20 protein-coding genes are annotated in these 15,876 nt (G+C 56.3%); 15 read left to right on the top strand and 5 right to left on the bottom strand.

The window, feature by feature from the left end:
- Window positions 1–103 precede the first annotated feature (103 nt).
- Window positions 104–3,259, bottom strand: a complete 3,156-nt coding sequence (locus G6L01_RS21060; RefSeq protein WP_070165470.1) for an efflux RND transporter permease subunit — start codon at window positions 3,257–3,259, stop codon at window positions 104–106.
- 3 nt (window positions 3,260–3,262) lie between these two features.
- On the bottom strand, window positions 3,263–4,423 hold the full coding sequence (locus tag G6L01_RS21055; RefSeq protein WP_070165468.1) for an efflux RND transporter periplasmic adaptor subunit: 1,161 nt from the start codon (window positions 4,421–4,423) through the stop codon (window positions 3,263–3,265).
- A gap of 110 nt (window positions 4,424–4,533) precedes the next feature.
- Between G6L01_RS21055 and G6L01_RS21050 the strand changes: the two genes are divergently transcribed.
- The 3 genes from G6L01_RS21050 to G6L01_RS21040 all read left to right on the top strand — a co-directional run bounded on the left by G6L01_RS21050 (window position 4,534) and on the right by G6L01_RS21040 (window position 6,884).
- Window positions 4,534–5,220, top strand: a complete 687-nt coding sequence (locus tag G6L01_RS21050) for a TetR family transcriptional regulator (protein WP_070165465.1) — start codon at window positions 4,534–4,536, stop codon at window positions 5,218–5,220.
- Between the two features lie 194 nt (window positions 5,221–5,414).
- On the top strand, window positions 5,415–6,545 hold the full coding sequence (argE, locus tag G6L01_RS21045) for an acetylornithine deacetylase (RefSeq protein ID WP_070165463.1): 1,131 nt from the start codon (window positions 5,415–5,417) through the stop codon (window positions 6,543–6,545).
- 15 nt (window positions 6,546–6,560) lie between these two features.
- Window positions 6,561–6,884, top strand: coding sequence for a cupin domain-containing protein (locus G6L01_RS21040; protein ID WP_174376623.1), 324 nt, complete (start codon window positions 6,561–6,563; stop codon window positions 6,882–6,884).
- A gap of 114 nt (window positions 6,885–6,998) precedes the next feature.
- On the opposite strand, the gene G6L01_RS21035 is transcribed toward G6L01_RS21040, so the two are convergent.
- Genes G6L01_RS21035 through G6L01_RS21025 form a run of 3 tightly spaced genes read right to left on the bottom strand, consistent with a single transcriptional unit; the run spans window position 6,999 to window position 8,238 of the window.
- Window positions 6,999–7,199 (bottom strand): hypothetical protein, encoded by a 201-nt coding sequence (locus G6L01_RS21035; protein ID WP_174376622.1) that lies wholly within the window; start codon window positions 7,197–7,199, stop codon window positions 6,999–7,001.
- Window positions 7,200–7,234: 35 nt separating this feature from the next.
- Entirely contained in the window at window positions 7,235–7,558 is a 324-nt protein-coding gene (locus G6L01_RS21030) for a hypothetical protein (protein ID WP_174376621.1), read from the bottom strand.
- The gene (locus tag G6L01_RS21025; protein WP_174376620.1) at window positions 7,558–8,238 is read right to left on the bottom strand and encodes an XRE family transcriptional regulator; all 681 of its coding nucleotides are present in this window, start codon (window positions 8,236–8,238) and stop codon (window positions 7,558–7,560) included. The genes G6L01_RS21030 and G6L01_RS21025 overlap by 1 nt, the downstream gene beginning before the upstream one ends.
- A 252-nt stretch (window positions 8,239–8,490) precedes the next feature.
- Between G6L01_RS21025 and G6L01_RS21020 the strand changes: the two genes are divergently transcribed.
- The 12 genes from G6L01_RS21020 to G6L01_RS20965 all read left to right on the top strand — a co-directional run bounded on the left by G6L01_RS21020 (window position 8,491) and on the right by G6L01_RS20965 (window position 15,876).
- A complete protein-coding gene (locus tag G6L01_RS21020; protein ID WP_174376619.1) occupies window positions 8,491–8,790 on the top strand; it encodes a helix-turn-helix domain-containing protein in 300 nt (99 codons plus the stop codon).
- Window positions 8,791–8,848: 58 nt separating this feature from the next.
- Window positions 8,849–9,691: a ParB/RepB/Spo0J family partition protein gene (locus G6L01_RS21015; RefSeq protein ID WP_174376618.1), complete on the top strand. Its 843-nt coding sequence runs from the start codon at window positions 8,849–8,851 to the stop codon at window positions 9,689–9,691.
- The gene (locus G6L01_RS21010) at window positions 9,691–10,152 is read left to right on the top strand and encodes a hypothetical protein (protein ID WP_174376617.1); all 462 of its coding nucleotides are present in this window, start codon (window positions 9,691–9,693) and stop codon (window positions 10,150–10,152) included. The genes G6L01_RS21015 and G6L01_RS21010 overlap by 1 nt, the downstream gene beginning before the upstream one ends.
- The gene (locus G6L01_RS21005; RefSeq protein WP_174376616.1) at window positions 10,149–10,355 is read left to right on the top strand and encodes a hypothetical protein; all 207 of its coding nucleotides are present in this window, start codon (window positions 10,149–10,151) and stop codon (window positions 10,353–10,355) included. The genes G6L01_RS21010 and G6L01_RS21005 overlap by 4 nt, the downstream gene beginning before the upstream one ends.
- A complete protein-coding gene (locus tag G6L01_RS21000; RefSeq protein ID WP_174376615.1) occupies window positions 10,352–12,571 on the top strand; it encodes a Mu transposase C-terminal domain-containing protein in 2,220 nt (739 codons plus the stop codon). Before G6L01_RS21005 ends, G6L01_RS21000 begins: the two co-directional genes overlap by 4 nt.
- A 67-nt stretch (window positions 12,572–12,638) precedes the next feature.
- Window positions 12,639–13,394, top strand: a complete 756-nt coding sequence (locus G6L01_RS20995) for an AAA family ATPase (protein WP_174376614.1) — start codon at window positions 12,639–12,641, stop codon at window positions 13,392–13,394.
- The gene (locus G6L01_RS20990) at window positions 13,394–14,005 is read left to right on the top strand and encodes a hypothetical protein (RefSeq protein ID WP_174376613.1); all 612 of its coding nucleotides are present in this window, start codon (window positions 13,394–13,396) and stop codon (window positions 14,003–14,005) included. The genes G6L01_RS20995 and G6L01_RS20990 overlap by 1 nt, the downstream gene beginning before the upstream one ends.
- Window positions 14,002–14,424 carry a transcriptional regulator gene (locus tag G6L01_RS20985; RefSeq protein WP_174376612.1) on the top strand — a complete coding sequence of 141 codons (423 nt, stop codon included), beginning with the start codon at window positions 14,002–14,004 and terminating at the stop codon, window positions 14,422–14,424. The genes G6L01_RS20990 and G6L01_RS20985 overlap by 4 nt, the downstream gene beginning before the upstream one ends.
- Window positions 14,414–14,641 carry a hypothetical protein gene (locus G6L01_RS20980; protein WP_174376611.1) on the top strand — a complete coding sequence of 76 codons (228 nt, stop codon included), beginning with the start codon at window positions 14,414–14,416 and terminating at the stop codon, window positions 14,639–14,641. The genes G6L01_RS20985 and G6L01_RS20980 overlap by 11 nt, the downstream gene beginning before the upstream one ends.
- Window positions 14,638–14,934 carry a hypothetical protein gene (locus G6L01_RS20975; protein ID WP_174376610.1) on the top strand — a complete coding sequence of 99 codons (297 nt, stop codon included), beginning with the start codon at window positions 14,638–14,640 and terminating at the stop codon, window positions 14,932–14,934. The genes G6L01_RS20980 and G6L01_RS20975 overlap by 4 nt, the downstream gene beginning before the upstream one ends.
- Window positions 14,931–15,218, top strand: a complete 288-nt coding sequence (locus G6L01_RS20970; protein WP_174376609.1) for a hypothetical protein — start codon at window positions 14,931–14,933, stop codon at window positions 15,216–15,218. The genes G6L01_RS20975 and G6L01_RS20970 overlap by 4 nt, the downstream gene beginning before the upstream one ends.
- A gap of 4 nt (window positions 15,219–15,222) precedes the next feature.
- The gene (locus G6L01_RS20965; RefSeq protein WP_174376608.1) at window positions 15,223–15,876 is read left to right on the top strand and encodes a DUF3164 family protein; all 654 of its coding nucleotides are present in this window, start codon (window positions 15,223–15,225) and stop codon (window positions 15,874–15,876) included.

Raw genomic sequence — 15,876 nt, 5'->3', positions numbered from 1 at the left:
TGAAGCGTAAAAATGGCCGGAATATCATGTAAATTGACCGGATCGGAAGCTGCGTTGCAATCTCCGATCCGGTCTTTTCAAACGACAGGCTTAGACAACCGACTTACGGGTCGGTATGCGGCGCATGATGTCCGGATGGTTTACCCAAGCCAAGCCAGGACTTCAATTTTTCACGCACGGTCTGGAAGGTGACGTAGAGCATCGGGATCACGAACAGACCGAGCGTACTGGCCGTCAACATGCCGATGAAGACCGGCGTACTGACATTCTGCCGTGCCATCATCGACGCGCCATTTGCCCAGACCAGCGGCACGAGGCCAAGGATGAAGGCAATCGACGTCATCATTACGGCGCGGAAACGCAGCTTAGCCCCCAGCACCGCCGCATCAGCAATCGGCATGCCTTGCTCACGGTGTTCCTTGGCAAACTCGACGATCAGGATGCCGTTCTTGGCGGCAAGGGCGATGAGCACCACGAGACCGATCTGTGCGTAGAGATCCATCGTCATATGCGTCAGCGCCATGCCGGCAAAGGCCCCGAACACACCCACGATGACGGAAAGCAGAACCGGCACGGGAATGGTCCAGCTTTCATAAAGCGCCACCAGGAACAGGTAGGCAAACAGCAGGGCCAGTGCCAGGATGATACCGGTCTGGCCGGAGGCCTGCTGTTCCTGATAGGCCGTTCCCGTCCATTCCAGCGCAAAGCCGGCTGGCAGGGTTTTGGCAACCACCTGCTTGAATGCTTCCATGGCGTCCCCGGACGATGTGCCGGGAGCAGCCGAGCCATTGATCGTCACGGCGCGATAGTTGTTATAGCGGGTGATGACTGGCGGACCGACGATTGTCTTCACCTCGGCAATCGACTGGAGCGGCACCATGTCACTATTGGAGTTGCGGACATAGATGTTCCAAAGCGCCGATGTATCGCGGCGATTGGCGGCATCGCCCTGGACCTTGACCTGCCAGGTACGTCCGAACTCGTTGAAGTCGTTGACATAGGAGCCACCGAGCGTTGCCTGCAGGGCGTTAAAGATATCGCTGATGCTGATACCGAGCGCCTGGGCTTTTTCACGATCGATATCGAGATAGATCGATGGCGCATTGGCACCATAGGTGGTGAAGACACGCGCCAGTTGCGGATTTTGATTGGCCGCACCGACCACGCCATAGGCGACATTGGCCATGGTCGCCGGATCGGCACCCTCAAGCGACTCGATCATCGCTTCGAAACCGCCACTGGTGGATAGACCCAGAACGGGCGGAAGGTTGAAGGGCAGAACCGTGGCGGCCTTGACCTGCTGAACCATGCCAAACGTCCGGCCAATGACCGCCTGAACCTTGTCCAAGGCCGCCGGGCGATCCGCGAAGGGTTTCAGCCGCACAATCATGAAGGCGGAATTGCTGGCCGAATAGCTGTCGAGGAAGGAATAACCGATAACCGAGGAGACGTTATCGATTTGAGGAATAGCTTTCAGCAAATCCTCCACCTGTCCAACCGCACCACTTGTCCGTGCCACCGAAGCGCCATCGGGCAATTGCACCGCGATGAAGAACGTGCCCTGGTCTTCTTCCGGTAGGAAGCCGCTCGGGGTGATCTTCGATATGCCATAAATACCTGCTCCACCGACCCCGATGATCAGCAGGGACAGGACCGCCATGCGGACCATTTTCTGGACCGCCCAGGCATAGCCGTCGCGCGTATTGTCGATACGTCGGCTGATCCAGCCCATGATGCCGCGTTTTTCGCCGGTGTGGCGCAGGAAGACGGCGCAGAGAGCCGGCGATAGCGTCAGCGCGTTAATGGCCGAAATCAGCATGGCAACACTGATGGTGACCGAAAACTGGCGGAACAATTCGCCTGATATGCCGGAGATGAAGCCGATGGGAACGAAAACCGAGAGCAGGACAAGGGTGATGGCCACGATCGGACCCGTGACCTGCCCCATGGCCTTCTTGGTGGCGGCGGACGGTGTCAGGTCCGGCTCCTCCTCCATCACGCGCTCGACATTTTCCACGACGACAATCGCGTCGTCGACAACGATGCCGATAGCAAGAACAAGGGCAAGAAGCGAGACCGTATTGGCCGAATAGCCAAGCGCCAGCAGCACCGCGAATGTGGCGATAACGCTGACCGGGACCGCAATGATCGGGATGATTGTCGCCCGGACATTGCCGAGAAACAGGAAGACGACCACAGCCACCAGCACGAAGGCTTCGATCAGCGTATGAATGACGGATTCAATCGTATCCTCAACGAAAGTGGTCGAATCATACATGACATTGGCACGCATGCCTTCGGGCATCCGGCTATTCAATTGTGCGATCTTGGCGCTGACGGCCGCAGCCGTGTTCAGCGCATTCGCGCCGGGAGACATATAAATGCCCATGGCGACACCAGGATCGCCTTGGCGGCGGGAGACCGTGTCATCGTTCTGTGCACCCAACTCGACACGGGCAACGTCCTTCACTTTCAGGACCGAGCCGTCCTTGTTGGCACGCAGCACGATATTGCCGAATTCCTCCGGCGTTTCGAGACGGCCCTGGGTCTGGACGTTGTATTGAAATGCCTGGTCATCAGGCACCGGACGGGCACCGATACGGCCAACGGGCGCCTGAACGTTCTGGGCTGAAATAGCACTTGTGACATCAGAAGGCACAAGGCCAAGGCTGGACAGGCGATCGACATCGAACCAGATCCGCATCGAATACTTCATGTTGCTGAAGAGCGATGCCGAACCGACGCCTGGAACGCGAGAGATCTCATCCAGGACGTTGATTGTCGCATAATTGGTCATGAACAGCGGATCAAACTTGCCCTTCTCGCTCTGCACCATGATAAATTGCAGGATGGACGAGGATTTCTTACTAACCGAGACGCCAAGACTTTGAACGTCGCTGGGCAGCGAGGACAGAGCCGTCTGCACGCGGTTGTTGACGTTAACAGTGTTAATGTCAGCATCGCTTCCCAGCGCGAAACTGACAGTCAGCGAATAGCTGCCATCATTACCGCTGGTGCTTTTCATGTAGAGGGCCTTGTCGACCCCGACCACCTTGGATTCGATTGGCTGCGCGACGGTCTGTTCAAGCACCTCGGCGGAAGCGCCGGGATAGGAAGCCGTCACCTGAACCTGTGGCGGAACAATATCGGGAAGCTGTGATACCGATATTCTGGTCAGCGCCAGCCCACCGGCAATCGTCAGCACGATGGCAATGACGATTGCCATGCGTGGACGGTCGATGAAAATGTTGGAAAACATCGTTTAGCCCTGCTTTGGTGCGGCGGGTGAAGGAGCCTGGTCGGCCGGTTGCGCATTGACAGGCGTATTGGGGCGGACGCGCTGGATGCCGTCGGTAATCACCTTGTCGCCTTCCTTGAGGCCATTGGTAACAACAGCCATTTCCGGCGTCGATTGACCAAGCGTCACACGGCGCACCTGCGCAATGCTTTTGTCGTCGACCACGTAGACGTAGGTGCCCTGCTGATCGATCATGACCGAGGCACGCGGAATGGTGAGATAATTGGTCGGCTCGACGGTTTCGAGGATCACGCGGACGAATTCGTCATTCACCAGTTCCCGATGTCCCGTTGGCAGCAACGGGTTGGGGATTGTGCCACGTAGGGTGATGGAATCGGTATTTTCGGACACGCTGATATCGTAGAAATCGAGCGTACCTTCCTGGTCGTACAGTCTGCCATCCGGCAAGCGGATCTTGAGCTTGACGCTCTTTTCCAGGCCGCCTTCCTTGTCGAACCGCTGCCTCAATTCGATGAGACGGCGCACGGATACTGGGAATTTCACATACATCGGGTCCTGACTGACCACTGTGGCCAGAGTTCCCGATGAGGACGACACGACATTGCCGACGGTGACCGAAGCAAGGCCAATTCGACCATCGATAGGCGCGATGATATCGGTATAGCCAAGATTGATCTGCGAGGTGCGCACATCGGCTTCCGATTCCGCGACCTTGGCAATCGAGGTCCGCTGCGTGGCGCGTGCGTCGTCCAGATTGCTCTGGCTGCCGCTGCCACCGGCTCGAAGCTGCTCATTACGAGCAAGCGATATATTCGAATTTTCAAGGGTGGCCTGATTTTCGGCAAGAGTTGCCTTCTTGGAATCCAGATCGGCCTCATAGGACTGCCGCTCGATGCGGAACAGGACCTGGCCCTTTTTGACCTCAGAGCCTTCCTTGAAAAGCTGCTCTTCCAGGAACCCGGTCACACGGGCAACGAGATTGACGGAATCCGTCGCCTCGACCCGACCATTGACCTCGGTCGTGTCATTGATCGGCTTCAGTTTGGCAATCGTTACGCCGACGGCCGGCGGTCCAGCATTTGGCATCTGCGCAAATGATGGGGTGGAAAAGGAAAGGGCTGCAACAGCGCAACCCGCAACAAGAAATCGCTTTGTTTTTTGCATGGCTAGGAACACTCCAACGGTAGCCTCTCCGATATATATACATACATACCGTTTGTAAACAGGATTGATCGCAGGGAGTAAATATGTGATGAATCAGGAAACAACGTATCGTGCCCAACAATTTTGCCCAGGAGGACCCATTGCGGAGAACCAAGGAAGAAGCAGCGGAAACCCACATGCAGCTCCTGAATGCTGCCGAGCAACTTTTCCTCACCAAAGGCTTTGACGAGACATCATTGGACGAGATTGCCCAGGCGGTGGGCGTGACGCGCGGTGCTGTGCATTGGCATTTCAAGAACAAGCGCGGCATTCTCGAAGCCCTGCGCAACCAGGCTTTCAAGCCTTTCGAGCAATTGGCGGCGCGGCTTCCGGCGGACAGTTCCGTTGATGTGTTTGCCGCCCTTGAACAGATATTGTTCGACATGCTGGCGCATCTTCAAGCCGACGAGCGACGGCGCGGCGTAATCCGGGTCAGCCTGCATCTGGACCTTTCCATAAAGGAAACCGACTCGGATGGCATTCTGAGCACGCTCAAGGTAAAGTTGCTGCCCCTCTTCCAGGTTGCTGCCGAAAGGGGCCAACTGACCGCACCCTGGAGCCCTGCCTCCGCTGCCATGACCCTGAGTGCGACCGTCTCGGGCCTGATCGGCGAATGGGCCTTCGGTCGGGATAATTTCCAGCTTGTACCGTATGCGCAGCAATTTGTCCGGATCGCGCTGGCGGGTTTCGGCATGCAAAGCCGGGACTGTTCTACAATCCATAGAGAGCCAGGCCAAAGCGAACCGCGGAAGGCCTGATCCACCTGTCTCAGTGGTGTCGGTATATTCCGCTCCCCTCGGCGTCCGGAACCAAAGATTCCACCAAATAACCCCTGCTTTCAGCAGGAAAAATACCGCTTGGCTTGTAGATTCCAGATCCGACGCACTCGGCTTTTCAAAGGCAGTGAGCTTTGCGTCTTAGTAGCATTGCGCCGCACTGCGAGACCGGATCGATGGAGCGACCCTTGGATATTCTCGAACGCCTGGTGGCCTTCCCTTCCGTTGTCGGCACAGCCAATGGCGAGATTGTCAGCTTCATCCGTGACTATCTGCAAAACCACGGCGTGGCGGTGAGCGTGCTTCCCGGGCCTGAGGGAGACCGCAGCAATCTGTTTGCCACCATCGGCCCTCGGCATGTGCCCGGTTATATCCTCTCCGGCCATATGGATGTGGTGCCAACAGGCGAAAGCGGCTGGGTGAGCGATCCATTCCAGTTGCGACGCGAGGGTGACAGGCTTTTTGGCCGTGGCACCAGCGACATGAAAGGGTTTCTGGCCTGCGCTTTGGCCTGCGTTCCAACGCTTGCCGCCATGCCGCTTGCCCGTCCCATTCATCTCGCCTTTTCCTATGATGAAGAGGCCGGGTGCCGTGGCGTGCCGCATATGCTGGTACAACTGCCATCTCTTTGCGAAAGCCCGCTTGGCGCCATCATCGGCGAACCCAGCGGCATGCGGGCCATCCGCGCCCATAAGGGCAAGGCAGCTGCCCGTGTCACCATTACCGGGCGCTCCGGCCACTCATCGCGGCCTGATCTGGGGCTGAATGCCATTCATGCCATGAGTGAGGTTCTGATTGCTGCCCGCGATGCTGCAAAAACTTTGACACGTGGCCCGTTTGAAACGGTGTTTGAGCCGCCCTATTCCTCGCTGCAAGTGGGAACCGTGCGCGGGGGACAAGCCGTCAATATCATTCCTGATACCTGTGAGGCCGAGTTTGAAGCCCGCGCCATTTCTGACGTTGATCCCGCAGTGCTTTTGCAGCCTGTTCGTCAGACGGTGGAAGCCCTCATCAGCACGGGTTTTGGCGTGGAATGGACAGAGATGAGTGCTTATCCGGCACTCTCACTCCCCCAAAACGCCCCTCTTGCCGCGCTGCTGCACCGACTCACAGGTACCGAGCCATTGGCTGCCGTGAGCTACGGCACAGAAGCCGGGCTTTTCCAGCAAGCGGGTGTCGATGCCATTATCTGCGGCCCAGGCGATATCAGCCGCGCCCACAAGCCCAACGAATATATCCTGATGGATGAACTGGCCACCTGCCAGACCATGATCACCACTCTCGCAGATCACTGCTGCCAACTCTGAACCGAGGACTAATCAATGTCTCCTTTGAAAACCATTGACACCAACCCAACGTTCACGCCGAAAGAATCCAAGGCCCTGCCGGACCGGCTGATCTCTGGTGATCCGGCCTTCAAGACTTGGCCGCAGGATGTCTGCCGTGGCGAGATGATCCACACCGGCGTGTGGGAAGCCACCCCCGGTGAGACCAAGTCGATCAAGGGCGAGAGCTTTGAATACTGCCATATACTGTCGGGCGTTGTGGAGATCACACCCGATGGCGGCGAGCCGGTGATTTACAAGGCGGGCGATCATTTCATCATGAAGCCGGGCTTTGTTGGCGTGTGGTGTAACCCGCAATAACAGATGGCAGTGACCGGGAATATGTGGGATTTGCCGGGATTGGGTGGAAACGCCTTATTTTATCGGGGGTCTCGGGGAATCTGTCAGGGTGACGCCGAAACGCGATGCGCAAGATCAAATGGCGGGCGGGCGCTCTGTGAGGCTTTCGCGCCAGTCGCCGGTGAAACCAAAACTTGGGGCGGCAATTTCTTCGGAAAACCAAAAATTGGTGAATGCAGCAACATTTGGGGCGCAGAACCAGTGTGCCTGGCCATCTGAATCTACGGCCCACCAGCGCGCATTATGAGGGGCCTTCTTCCAGTCGATTTCAGGCACATTATCTCCGTTAATCTGGCTTCAAGGCGCGAAATTTAGCCATTGCACTTTACGTAGACCGTATAAACCCGCGACGGGCTGCCACTTAGATACGTGCCAGTTACAATCACGTTTTCATTAACGATTTTGCCGGTTGGGCACTGTTTTTTCAAGATACCGAGAGCGAACTTTTCACGATTTGCTTTAACGTCGGGATCGTATCCAAAATCAATGGTATTGCGGAGATGGACGGCATAGTCGCTGCCAGCGATGGTGGACGGCTCCACACGGATATCGCCACCCGCTTCTAAAACTCGCATTTGGCTTTGGCACGATGAAAGTAGAACTGCCAGAGAAACAAGTATCTGATATTTATGCATTAAATTGACCTCCCGAACCACATTACTCGACCAGCAACCCTTACGAATTCAACCTCGTTCGGTTGGACCTCCTCCGGGCTATATAAGCTATTGTCGCTGATTAGTTTTAACGCTCCTGTCACGAGAACATGGATACGTTTGATCAGCAGCCTTTGGCCGACAATGATGACGTAGATCGCATTGTCGATAATTTCGTGTATCGATGTATCGACGAGAGCCATATCACCATCGCGTATGGTGGGCTCCATGCTGTCACCCTTGACATTTAGAAGGCGTGTGGCTGCCGGATTGATGCCTCTGCGTCGTAGCCAAGACGTCTGAAAGGCAATGAAATCAAGGGTCTTCTCAGTTTCAAAATATGTACCTGCACCCGCTGCCGCATCAATATCTAAACGCTCGATCAGCGTTAGATCCTCACTGAAGCCTAATGCTATCTGAGGGCCACCTGCTCCGGCATATTCGATTGGTCTCATGGGGCCGCGCTCGGCTATCAGCCAACTTAAACCGACATTGGCCGCGTCAGCGATCTTCAGTGCAGTATCTGAAGCCGGGTACTTGCCATTTAAATAACCACGCAATGTCGCCTCCGGTATCCCACACTTTTTCGCGAACGCATTTACTGATTCGCCGTTAATCGCTAGGCGAAGTCGGTCTGCAAACTCTTTGTCAGTATTTTTCATTGGATTATCGCGAACTCCGAACTGCCTTCGGAGTTACGTTTTTGCCATAGAAAAAGACGTAAGTTACCGATATTTATTAATAATTCCGTCAAAATTTACCCTCGTCGTTTGTCGCGAACTGCGAAGCGATAATTCGTGAGAAACCATTGACATTCTCGCGAAATTACACGAACTTGGTTGCTGCAAATGCTTGAACTGCAAATCACCCAAGACCACCCTCTGCAAAGGGTGCCTCAAATGACAGGAGCTACCATGACAGCCACACGCAAGTGGGACAGGCACGACATCCTTGCCGAGGTCCGGAGAAAGGGAAAGACCCTCACCGGGATCGCCAAGGATGCGGGCCTTTATGCAAGCGCGTGCCGCCAAGGAATGATCGGAGCCAGCCGTCCAGGCGCCGAGGCGATTGCCAAGGCGATCGACGTACCGTTCCGCGAACTCTTCCCTGACAGCTACACCCGTGGCCGTCACGACGAAGAAAACACTAGCAGCAACAAGAGCCGTAACGGAAGCGCAAAACGCACGTCGGTTGTGGACGAAAGGGCCGCCTGAGCTGCCGAAATGCCGGGCTGCCTGACGCCCCGATGATCTTCCATTCAAGGACATTCAAATGCGTATTGAAGAAATTCAGATTGATCTGATCGACATTAGTCAGGGACGACGCATCCCAGATCCGAATTGGGCAGACGCCATTGCTGCCGATATGTCAGCCAACGGCCAGATCGAGCCGATTGAAGTGGTTGAGCAAGGTGATCGCTTTCGCCTGATCGATGGTCTGCACCGGATCGGTGCCCGCCGCATTCGCGGTGAGTTGTACGTGACAGCAAAGATCAAGACAGCAACGGAAGTTGGAACCGAGGCGCAGGCGACGCTTCGTGAAATTGCTGCAAACTTCATGCGCCGTGAACTGAGTATTCTCGATAAAGCGCGAGACGTTGCCCGTTGGCGCGAGATATTCGAGCAGGTTCATGGTGCGGTAAAAGCTGGTCGTAAAAAGAATGGGGTCAAATCTGACCCTATTTCAGATGACGAGATTGATCAGCAAAGCGAGTTCTTTTCGACATCGTTCAATGCCGCCGCGCAGACAGCCCTTGGCATGAACAAAGAAGCGATCAAGCGTTATCTCAGGATTGCGCGGATTGAGGACGAGATCCGGGTTCGTATCTCGCTGCACAGCATTGCTGACAACCAATCTGAATTGCTGGCGTTGTCTGCGGAGACACCTGAGCGACAAGTCTCGATTGTTGACTTGTTGCTGAATGAACTGTCTGCCGCGCAGACTGTCGCAGGTGCGATTGCTATTCTCGACCACATTCCTGTTGCGGCAAAGCCAGAGGCATGGGTCGCGCTTTCCGATAGATTTTCAAAGTTGTCTGACACGGCCAAGCGTCGGTTCATTACCGAGAACTGGTCATTCATCGAAGCGCTTCTTGCAGAGAAGAAAGCCGCCTGATGGCCCGCCGCGACACGCTCACACCTGACCTGTTTGCATGGCAACCACCGAAAGTGGCTGCTGGTTACGGGGAAGATGTGACTGGTCGCGGCGCACTGGACAACAGGATTGCACGGACGATCAGCCGGGCCATGAAGGATGCGAAAGAGCGCGGCTTGACCCGCAGCCAGATCGCCAAGGCGATGAGCGACTATCTTGGTCGCAGCATATCCGAGGACATGTTGAACAAATGGGCCTCGGAAGCGGCCGACAGCAACCGGATTACGCTCGACGCCTTCATGGCGCTGATCGATGCGACGGGCAGCCACGATCTGATGGGCCTCGTTGTCTCCGGCTTTGGCTATGTCGCCGTGCCTGAGCGCTACAGCGACATGATCGAACTCCACCTGATTGAAGAACACGAGCGGGACGTCATCGCCAGACGTCAGGCACTGGAAGCACGAGTGAGGGCAAAAAGATGAGCGGGAAAATATCGCTCCGGAGCCAGATCGCCGCTGTTGAGGCGGTCGCAAGCGGAAGAATGCCGGTGATTGCAACCAGCACCAGTCAGCGGGAATTGCTCCAAAAGCAACTCGCATCGTCGGCGCAAACCCTTCGCTGGTTGGCTCAATATGAAACCGAGATACGCGCCTTTGTGAACAGCCGCAAAGGAGGCCGCTCATGAAGGAGTGGCTCACAGCGCGGGATATTGCGGCAGAAAAGCTACCGGATATGCCAGACACCGAACGAGGTATTCAGTTGCTTGCCGATCGGCTGAATTGGGACGCACATCCGTTCGCCCGCAAGCGCCAGGGCCGTGGTGGCGGCATGGAATACCGCTACCTGCTTCTGCCACTGGTGGCCCAGGCTGCATATTTGCAAAGGCACAAGACGATCGGCATTGCCGACCTGCCAGAGGCGACGGATGCTCAGGAAACTAGCGCTGTTGTGTTGACCGATCGTGCCCGCTCTGAGCGGGATGCCAGATTGGCTGTTCTTGCGGTCTTCGATGACTTCTTGAAGGGCGTTAAAGCCAAGGGCCGTCCTCTAACCACGGCGCTACACCACTTCTGCATGCGGTATAACAATCGCTCTCTGCAGGTCGAGGAATGGGTTCGCAAACATGTTGGCTCCGTTTCTCCCCGCAGCCTGATGCGTTGGCGCGCGGGCGCTAAAAAGAGCGTTGACACTCTTGCTGTTGACCGCAGCAAGGCGAGAGGTGGCACGGGATTGCTCGATACGGCCAACGGTGGCGAGGTACGGGCCTATATCCTCGCCTGGATCGCCTCCAATCCGGCGCTGTCAGCCGAAATCATCATGGGCTATTGCAAAGACCACTTCGGCGCGGAGCTTGTCGATCGTAATGGTGAGTGCAAGCCTTTGCCGCCTTTGCGGACCTTCCAGCACTTCATCAAGACGTTGCGGAAAGACGAAAAGGTCGTTCTGACCAAGATTACCAATCCCGACAAATTCCGCTCGACAATGAAGCTGTCTGGCACCGGCACCTATCGCCATATTGATGAGCCGAATGCACTCTGGATGATTGATGCATCGCCGGTAGATGCGCTCTGCCTTGACGGACGCCACTCCCTCTACGCCTGCATTGACATTGCCACGCGCCGCCTCGTCATCACCTTGTCAAAAACGCCACGAGCCTCTGCTGTTGGCCTTTTGGTGCGCAAGGCAACCCTTTTGTGGGGGACTGCCCAGGTTATCAAGACGGATAACGGATCGGATTTCGTCGCCATTGCCACCAAGCGGCTCTTCACGTCGCTAGACATCACCATGGACGTATCTGATGCCTACAGCCCCGAACAGAAGGGCCATGTCGAGCGGGTCATCAAGACATTCCAGCATGAAGTTGCTGTGCAATTGCCGGGCTATGTCGGTCATTCCGTTGCGGACAGAAAGGCAATTGAAGATCGCAAGAGCTTCTCGGCCCGACTGGGTGCCGACGAGCGGGATCTGTTTGAGGTGGCGCTGACCGCCGAGCAGCTCCAGCGCCATATCGATGACTGGCTGATGTATCGCTATCACGAACGCGAACATGGCGGCTTGAAAGGCCGTAGCCCGAACGCTGTTGCTGCGGCGTCGGTAGCGCCCATTCGTCGTGTTGATGAGCGGGCGATGGACGCTTTGTTGATGCCGGTCGCAGGTAAGAACGGCCTGCGCAAGATGACCAAACAGGGCATCAAGATCGACAGTTTCTATTACCTGACCGGCTCCATCATGGTCGGAACCGAGGTGTTCGTGCGGATGGACCCGTTGGACATGGGCAAGGTCTATGTCTTTGACGCGGAAGATGGCCGTTATCTTGATGTGGCAATCTGCCCCGAACTTTCTGACATCAACCCGCAGGCTTACGTCAAGGCACAGAAGGAGATTTCCTCTGAGCTGATCCGCCAGAAGGAACGGGAAATCAAAGCCGATATCCGCGCCCTTAAGAAAGGCCCATCTGGCATCGAGCGCACTATCCGACTCGCCAAGCGCGAATTTGATGAACGCGAGGCAAAGAAGGCCAACGTCATCCAGTTGCCGAAACGTGAAGAGCAGCACACGACGCCACAGATCGAAGCCGCCCTTGAGGCCGTCACCGCGCCTCCTATGGGGAAAGTGGTCAAGCCACTGAATGAAAAGGCCGCTGAAATCCATGCGGCCATCGTCCGAGAAGCCGAACACCGCAAGGGCTCCAAGGTCATCCACCTCGATCCAGACGCCGCCCTTTCCGACGATGCACGGATGTTCAAATGGGCTTTGAGCGTCGAGGCACAGATTGCCTCCGGCGCGATCGTCGATGACGCGGTCGCCGTCAAACTCGTGCGGTGCCAGAGCAGCAGCGACTACCAAACACGGAGAGACATCATGGGGGATTTCGGGCTGGAAGCGGCGTTGCGCGGCTAGCTCAAAAGAAAAAGGCCCGGCTGCAACCGGACCTTTCTATTCACTTTCATTCAAGACGAGGGAAAAAATGACGAAAACAACGCAAAATGTCAATGGGGACACAGCACCGATCAAGAACGTGGCAGCGTGCCTTGGTCTGGTTCGCTCCCTGCAGAACCGGCATCCTTTGCAACCGAACCTTGGCGTGTTTGCCGGGTTTTCCGGATACGGCAAATCGGTTGCCGCGCTTTATTGCCAGAACAAGACAGCCGCCGCCTATATCGAGATCTCGGATACATGGACCCGCGCCAAATTGATGCGCTCCATTCTTGCCGAGCTTGGCGTCTATCAGCCCAAGGGCACATTGTCTGACCTTGAAGACGAGATTATCGGGCTGTTGGCCCGCGACCCAAAGCGCCCGCTGATCATCGACGAGGCTGACAAGCTGGTCGACAAGCGCATGATCGAGCTGGTGCGTGGTATTGCTAAAAAGAGCAATGTGCCGGTGCTGTTGATTGGTGAGGAGCTGTTTCCAAAAAAGCTTGAAGGCGTCGATCGGTTCCGCGACCTTGTGTTGACCATGGGCTATGCGCAGCCCTGCGACATTGATGATACGCGCACGCTGGCGCGGACATTTTATCCGCATTTGACGATTGCCGATGACCTGCTTGCGCAGGCCAATAGCGAGGGCGAAGGTCGTGTGCGCCGTATCGGTAATTCGCTGCACGCGATTGCCGAGGCTGCCGCAAAACAGGGTCTGTCTGAGATTGACCTTGCAAAGTACCGCGCTGGCAACGGCAAGTTCTCGCGCAGTCATCTGCCATCACGCCGGGAGGCTGCGTGATGTCGATCATTCTCAAACTCAAGGTTCAGAAGGGCCTGCCAGTTCGGCGAGGATATGATCATTACTGGTCGGTGATCATGGATCTAGATCATCTCGGCCAGCCTGTCTCTGTGGATGCAATATTCGCAAAATCCAGCGCAGGGCGTGATGAAATCCGTGCTTTTGTACGCAAGCTCGAAAAGGCTGGTGTGCTCACACCCTATCCATTCAACGGTGGTTACAAGGTTCTCCTGCGGCAATCGTCAACGCCGCGCATTCACCGCAACGGCTCTCTGATTGAGAGCCAGCCTCCTCGCCGCTGCATGTGGAACTACATGCGTGGGCCTCTGGCACGCAATGGCTTTTGCACACGCGATCTCGTCAACTGGAGCCAGACGGACGAGACACGGATCACGATGGACTCGGCAAAAGCCTATGTCAGCAATCTCTTTGACGCTGGTTATCTGATCCTGCTGGCTGCTGGAAAGCGTGGCAGTCCCGCCTATTACCGGCTTGATCCGAAGATGATCAAGGGGCCTGAAGCGCCCATGGTCCTGCGGTCGCAGTTTGTCTACGACCCGAATAATCAGGAAATCTATGGCGATGCCACAGCTGAAGAGGTGGTGGCATGAGCACTATTGCCAAAGTCAAACTCGACAACGTTGCCAAAGCACAAGCGGCTTGGGGTGACAATGCTCCGGACTGGATCATTGCCCTGGCAGAAGCCTGCAATGCAGAAACGCAGGCTGCCGTTGCCCGAAAGCTCTCCTACTCAGGATCAACGGTTAGTCAGGTGCTGTCAAACACCTATCAACTGGGCGACATGGCGCGGTTTGAAGCCATCGTGCGCGGTGCTCTCATGGCCGAAACCATCCAGTGCCCGGTGATCGGCGATATAGGCCGCGATGTATGCCAGGGCTGGCAGAAACGCCCCTTCAGCACAGCCAGTGCCAACGCGGTGCGCATGCATCAGGCCTGCCGCAATGGCTGCCCGCACAGCCGCATTACCCCTCAAACCGACCAGAGAAAGGTAGGCTCAGATGCTTTCTGACGCCCTTCGCGAAATGCGTCAGCGTGTCCAGTCTGGCGGTGTACCCGATGATACGACCGGAATGTTGCTCACCCTTCGCGCCTTCGAAATGGAAGCGCGGAACATGGAGGAACGGATCGAAGCCGTTTCGGGTCGCCCACACGTGGCGCTCGACGGACGCCTGATGTCCGCGCCGATCATCGACATTGCAGCATCCAACCTGGAGGCACGAGTATGAGAATGAACCATCGCCCTTCCGAGATGATCGCAAAATTTCGCGGCCGCTTTGACGACCATCGGCACGCCGGTCTCTTCATCCATGCCGAAATGATAGAAGCCCTCTTGGAAAACCTCCGCGTCATCGAAAACCTGTCACGCGACGTGGAGGAAATTGCCGAACAAGCCATTGCCGAGCGGGTCTCTTCTGCCTTGGAAGCGGCACGAGCGGCCAAGGATCGCAAGGTTATCCTGTTCCCCATCCGTACTGCCCAGCCAACAACGCCGCCTCCAGACGGAGGTGACGCCGCATGAAAGCGCTCATCGTCCCACTCGAAATCCCGATTGACCAACTGCTTGAAGTGGTCGGTCCCAAGCTGCTGCGGACGATCCGGGCGGCCGAGAAGGAAGAACGGGCGGCGCTGAACCGCCGCCCGTGTGACGAAACCCTCGTCAACGCCGCCATGCTGGTTTGGCAAGCCCTTGACCGGTACGAGGCCAGCAAAGGGACACGCGATGAAAAGAGGGCGCTGAACGCCCTCCTTGCCACCTCACAGGGCATTCGAAACGCCGCCAGAAATCTGCACAAAAAGGACTGAAACAATGGAAGCAATTATTCTCGAAGAAAAGCCTGCCGACGGTGTCACGCTCGTCAACGGCAAAGAGTACATGGCCAATGCCAAGGGCGCATTGGTGCCGCTGGAACTGGTGAAGCCGCAGGAGAAATTGCGCGACGAATCGGTCCGCAAGGTCATGGCCTATGCTGTCGATATCTCGGCTCGGATCGCCCGGTTTCGTGCCCACTGCATGGATGATCTCGACGCTTTGGACGCTATGCTGGAGCAGGAATACGGTGCGAAGTCAGGCGGGATAAAGGGCAACCGAACCTATCAGACCATTGACGGATTGATGCGAGTGTCCGTTGCGATCAATGATTTCGAGACAGCCGGTCCTGAGCTTCAGGTGGCAAAGAGCCTCATTGACGAATGCCTCAACGAATGGACATCCGACGCCCGTGTCGAGATCCGCGCCCTGATCACCCGTGCCTTCGATACGGACAAAGAGGGCAAGGTCAACCTCAAGGAAATCAAGAAGCTCACGAAGCTTGCCATTGAGGACGAGCGGTGGGTGCAGGCCGTGCGCGCCATCAACGATGCGATCAACGTCGCCTATTCCAAACAATACATCCGGTTTCACGTCCGCAAGTCCGTCCAGGACGAATGGACCGCTGTTACTGTCGATATCGCCAAAGCGTGA

Origin of the sequence: Agrobacterium vitis (genome assembly GCF_013337045.2) — a bacterium.
Classification (GTDB): Bacteria; Pseudomonadota; Alphaproteobacteria; order Rhizobiales; family Rhizobiaceae; genus Allorhizobium; species Allorhizobium vitis_B.
This window is presented reverse-complemented; position numbering and strand designations above follow the sequence as displayed.

Coding starts and splice junctions, on each gene's coding strand:
- G6L01_RS21015 (WP_174376618.1), top strand. CDS start 8,849: ATGCGTATTGAAGAAATTCAGATTGATCTGATCGACATTAGTCAGGGA.
- G6L01_RS21020 (WP_174376619.1), top strand. CDS start 8,491: ATGACAGCCACACGCAAGTGGGACAGGCACGACATCCTTGCCGAGGTC.
- G6L01_RS20995 (WP_174376614.1), top strand. CDS start 12,639: ATGACGAAAACAACGCAAAATGTCAATGGGGACACAGCACCGATCAAG.
- G6L01_RS21010 (WP_174376617.1), top strand. CDS start 9,691: ATGGCCCGCCGCGACACGCTCACACCTGACCTGTTTGCATGGCAACCA.
- G6L01_RS21030 (WP_174376621.1), bottom strand. CDS start 7,558: ATGCATAAATATCAGATACTTGTTTCTCTGGCAGTTCTACTTTCATCG.
- G6L01_RS21055 (WP_070165468.1), bottom strand. CDS start 4,423: ATGCAAAAAACAAAGCGATTTCTTGTTGCGGGTTGCGCTGTTGCAGCC.
- G6L01_RS21060 (WP_070165470.1), bottom strand. CDS start 3,259: ATGTTTTCCAACATTTTCATCGACCGTCCACGCATGGCAATCGTCATT.
- G6L01_RS20965 (WP_174376608.1), top strand. CDS start 15,223: ATGGAAGCAATTATTCTCGAAGAAAAGCCTGCCGACGGTGTCACGCTC.
- G6L01_RS20970 (WP_174376609.1), top strand. CDS start 14,931: ATGAAAGCGCTCATCGTCCCACTCGAAATCCCGATTGACCAACTGCTT.
- G6L01_RS21025 (WP_174376620.1), bottom strand. CDS start 8,238: ATGAAAAATACTGACAAAGAGTTTGCAGACCGACTTCGCCTAGCGATT.
- G6L01_RS21005 (WP_174376616.1), top strand. CDS start 10,149: ATGAGCGGGAAAATATCGCTCCGGAGCCAGATCGCCGCTGTTGAGGCG.
- G6L01_RS20980 (WP_174376611.1), top strand. CDS start 14,414: ATGCTTTCTGACGCCCTTCGCGAAATGCGTCAGCGTGTCCAGTCTGGC.
- G6L01_RS21040 (WP_174376623.1), top strand. CDS start 6,561: ATGTCTCCTTTGAAAACCATTGACACCAACCCAACGTTCACGCCGAAA.
- G6L01_RS21000 (WP_174376615.1), top strand. CDS start 10,352: ATGAAGGAGTGGCTCACAGCGCGGGATATTGCGGCAGAAAAGCTACCG.
- argE (WP_070165463.1), top strand. CDS start 5,415: ATGGAGCGACCCTTGGATATTCTCGAACGCCTGGTGGCCTTCCCTTCC.
- G6L01_RS20985 (WP_174376612.1), top strand. CDS start 14,002: ATGAGCACTATTGCCAAAGTCAAACTCGACAACGTTGCCAAAGCACAA.
- G6L01_RS20975 (WP_174376610.1), top strand. CDS start 14,638: ATGAGAATGAACCATCGCCCTTCCGAGATGATCGCAAAATTTCGCGGC.
- G6L01_RS20990 (WP_174376613.1), top strand. CDS start 13,394: ATGTCGATCATTCTCAAACTCAAGGTTCAGAAGGGCCTGCCAGTTCGG.